The following is a 3,932-nucleotide window of genomic DNA, read 5'->3' on the forward strand; positions in this document are numbered from 1 at the left end:
GAAGTTTCACTTTCCCCTTTTATCCCCTTTGGATTGTGTCGATTTGCTTTACGCAAACGCCACCTACCCATTTTATAAAAATAAAATGGGCAAAAAATCTTTCTTTTTGTCATACAAAAAGAAGAAAAAAAAGAGACGATTTTCTTCTTCCGAAATCGTCCCTCTTTTTTCTAAAACCATGGATGAACGAACAAAAAATCTCTCGTATTTTGTTTGTTCATCCACTAAAAATATGCGAACAGTATGGCTTCATTCAATCCTGTTCTTACAAGTCAAAAGCATTGAATCGTCCAAGGACGATTCAACAAAAAAAGTAGTCGTTTTTGGACGACTACTAAGTTCTAAACATTCATTACCCATAATCAATTTGGTCTAACATCGTTTCTCGACTAGCTTGATCTAATCCAAGATATGTTAAAGTCATGGCTTCGCTTGAATGGTTTAATAAATGCATGACTAAACCAATATTATAATTCGACTGCGTATAAACACGATAAGTGCCTGTTTTACGCATGGTATGCGTTCCTAGATAGTTGATTCCTAAAAGATCACCAACACGTGCCATGGAGCTATACTATAAAAGTGGACAGAAAATTGGGTGTTATAATCTGTCTATTAAGACACAAAAATGAAAGGACTTTTATGTCAGGTTTTAAACGTTACGACGAGGATTTCAAACAATCGCTTGTTAATCTCTATCAAACTGGTAAAACACAAACTGAACTCTGTAAAGATTATGGCGTATCTTCTTCTGCACTTGCAAAATGGATTAAGCAGTACTCTCAAGTGCGTCTTGAAGATAATACGGTGTTGACTGCTAAACAGATTCAAGAATTACAAAAAAGGAATGGCCAACTAGAGGAAGAAAATCTGATCTTAAAAAAAGCGAGTGCCATATTCATGCAAAACTCCAAGTAAGATTGAAAGCCATCTATCGACTCAGATTTGAACACACGACAGTTATGCTCTGTCGTGTTTTACATGTCAATCGTTCCACCTACTATAACTTTTCATAAACAAGAGGCTTTCGAAGCGTGAAGTAGAAAATCAACGCTTGAGAAAATTACTCCTTGAGATTTATATGAAAGCCAAGAAAAGAATTGGAACGAGAGCTTTTAAAATCATTCTTCTGCGTGATTATGGCGTTAATATTTCTGAAGGCCGTATCTTAAGACTTCTCAAGTCTATGACACTCCCTAAAATGTCAACCATCAAACCTCGTTTTAAATCAAAGAAAGCTCCTGTATTTTCTTCTGATAATCTGCTTAAACAAGAATTTAACCCGAACTCCCCAAATCAAGTTTGGACAACAGATTTCACTTATATCTCTATAGGACCTAAACGACATGTTTATCTCTGTGCTATTCTTGACCTCTACTCAAGGAAATGTATTGCGTGGAAAGTAAGTGATCGAATTGATGCCAAACTCGCCTGTGACACCTTAGAGATAGCTATAAATAAGAGGAAGCCTAAGGAACCAATTATCTTTCATTCGGATCAAGGAAGCCAATTTAAATCAGCTTCCTTTAGAAAGTTATTAGATGAGCATCAATTGCTTGCTTCTTACTCCAAGCCTGGATATCCTTATGATAATGCCGTCACTGAGGTCTTTTTCAAGTATCTTAAACAACGAGAAATTAATCGCAGAACTTATCACTCCATTTAAGAAGTTCAACTCTCTTGCTTTGAATACATCGAACAATTTTATAACAATTATAATCCTCATTCCGCCAACAAGGGTTTAACTCCAAATCAGAAAGAAGAAAATTATTTTAAGAAAATATAGCTCATTTTGTGTCTAAATATTTGACATTGGTCCAGTGTACAATTGATTCATTCCGATACAAATGAAATGAAGGCAAATAATATTAAATTAGGCGATGTTTATTTTTTTTTAGGTTTGCCTAATATTTTGCTTTAATTTTATAAAAAAGAGGTGTATACTTATAATATTCTTAAAGGAAGGTGGAAATATTTTGAAAGATACAACAAGTCAGTCTGGTAAAGAGCACAAACCTCGATTAATTCAGCATGCGAATGGTCCCTCTTTAGAGGAAATTAACGGAACTGTCGAGGTACCCAAAGGCAAAGGCTTTTGGAAAACCCTGTTCGCCTATTCTGGACCGGGAGCATTAGTTGCTGTGGGATATATGGATCCAGGCAACTGGTCTACTTCGATTACGGGTGGGCAAAACTTCCAGTATTTATTAATGTCGGTCATTTTAATGTCTAGTTTAATTGCAATGCTATTACAATATATGGCTGCTAAATTGGGAATTGTTAGTCAAATGGATTTAGCTCAAGCAATTCGAGCGAGAACGAGTAAAAAACTAGGAATCATTTTATGGATTTTAACGGAATTAGCGATTATGGCAACAGATATTGCGGAAGTAATTGGCGCATCAATTGCTCTTTATTTACTTTTTAATATTCCGCTTGTCGTCGCAGTCTTTATTACGGTATTTGATGTTTTAATATTATTGTTGTTAACGAAAGTTGGTTTTAGAAAAATTGAAGCAATAGTTGTCTGTTTGATTTTTGTAATTCTTTTTGTGTTTGTTTATCAAGTAGCGTTGTCTGATCCTAATTGGGGGGATGTACTTAAAGGATTGGTTCCGACTGGTGAAACGTTCTCCTCTACACATTCAATTGGTGGTCAAACGCCTTTAACTGGTGCATTAGGGATTATTGGTGCAACCGTTATGCCTCATAATTTATATCTACATTCGGCTGTGTCTCAGACTCGAAAGATAAATCGTACGGATGAAGATGAAATCGCCAATGCTGTACGATTTTCAACATGGGATTCTAACATTCAATTGACTCTCGCTTTTTTTGTTAACTCCTTATTGCTCATAATGGGAGTTGCTGTTTTTAAAACAGGGGCAGTGAAAGATCCATCATTCTTTGGGTTGTATGAGGCTTTATCAAATTCGGATACATTGAGTAACGGAATTTTAATCACCGTTGCAAAATCAGGTCTTCTTTCTACATTATTCGCAGTCGCGTTACTAGCTTCTGGACAAAATTCAACGATTACCGGAACTTTAACTGGACAAGTAATTATGGAGGGATTCATTCATATGAGAATGCCAATTTGGCTAAGACGCTTAATTACGCGTTTGATTTCAGTTATCCCAGTGTTAATCTGTGTAATTATTACAAGCAGGCAAGGAACGATTCGGGAGCACACAGCGTTAAATACACTAATGAATAATTCACAAGTCTTCTTAGCTTTTGCGTTACCATTTTCGATGGTACCATTATTAATGATGACCAATAGTGAGGTGGAAATGGGAAGCCGGTTTAAAAATTCGATAGTTATTCGGATAATAGGATGGGGTTCAGTAATTGGATTGACATATTTAAATTTGATTGGATTGCCCGGCCAAATTGAAGGTTTTTTTGGTGAAAAGGTGACATCAAGCCAACTTGTACTAGCTGATTCTATTGCCTATGTCATTATCGTCGCAGTATTACTACTGTTAGCGTGGACAATTATTGAACTGTATAAAGGAAATAAAAAATATAATCAATTAATTAATGAAAGGTAAGAAGCACTATGGAAGGATTTGATGAATTTAAAAATATTTTAGTTGGGGTAGATGAATCAGAAGGAGCTCAAAAAGCCTTTCAATATGCTGTAAAGCAAGCGAGTAAAACTGGAGCCGCATTACTGATTGCCTCAATTTTAGAAATTGAAGAGCTGAATGTTTATGAAGCGTTAGACCCTGAGTACTTGAGGCAGAAACAAAGTCAATTGTCACTTAATTTGGAAAAGTACAAACAATATGCAGAAAATAGCGGTGTAAAAAACATTCAGCTGTACAGTGGAGAAGGTGATCCGGCTGCCGCCGTTCGGGGCGCTGCCCCGCCAGACCTGTGAGGACCGATGAGCGACCGCCGCGATCCCGCCGAAGCCCAGCTTCGCG

At 36.6% G+C, this 3,932-nt stretch carries 4 protein-coding genes and 1 pseudogene; 4 read left to right on the top strand and 1 reads right to left on the bottom strand.

The window, feature by feature from the left end; all coding sequences use genetic code 11:
* Nucleotides 1-317 (top strand): hypothetical protein (locus AB0M30_RS47500; RefSeq protein WP_364599255.1); only part of this gene is annotated, 317 nt, incomplete at its 5' end.
* Nucleotides 318-352: 35 nt separating this feature from the next.
* Here AB0M30_RS47500 and AB0M30_RS47505 read toward each other — a convergent pair.
* Nucleotides 353-565 (bottom strand): integrase, encoded by a 213-nt coding sequence (locus AB0M30_RS47505; RefSeq protein WP_032398721.1) that lies wholly within the window; start codon nucleotides 563-565, stop codon nucleotides 353-355.
* Nucleotides 566-642: 77 nt separating this feature from the next.
* On the opposite strand from AB0M30_RS47505, the pseudogene AB0M30_RS47510 reads away from it, so the two are divergent.
* From AB0M30_RS47510 to AB0M30_RS47520, 3 genes and pseudogenes are all read left to right on the top strand, one after another.
* A pseudogene (locus AB0M30_RS47510) lies at nucleotides 643-1,802 on the top strand (IS3 family transposase).
* Nucleotides 1,803-1,976: 174 nt separating this feature from the next.
* Nucleotides 1,977-3,554, top strand: a complete 1,578-nt coding sequence (locus AB0M30_RS47515; RefSeq protein ID WP_014011560.1) for an Nramp family divalent metal transporter — start codon at nucleotides 1,977-1,979, stop codon at nucleotides 3,552-3,554.
* Nucleotides 3,555-3,562: 8 nt separating this feature from the next.
* Nucleotides 3,563-3,886: a universal stress protein gene (locus tag AB0M30_RS47520; protein WP_364599258.1), complete on the top strand. Its 324-nt coding sequence runs from the start codon at nucleotides 3,563-3,565 to the stop codon at nucleotides 3,884-3,886.
* Nucleotides 3,887-3,932: the final 46 nt, after the last annotated feature.

It is taken from the genome of Amycolatopsis sp. NPDC051716, from assembly GCF_040681595.1.
Taxonomy (GTDB): Bacteria; Actinomycetota; Actinomycetes; order Mycobacteriales; family Pseudonocardiaceae; genus Amycolatopsis.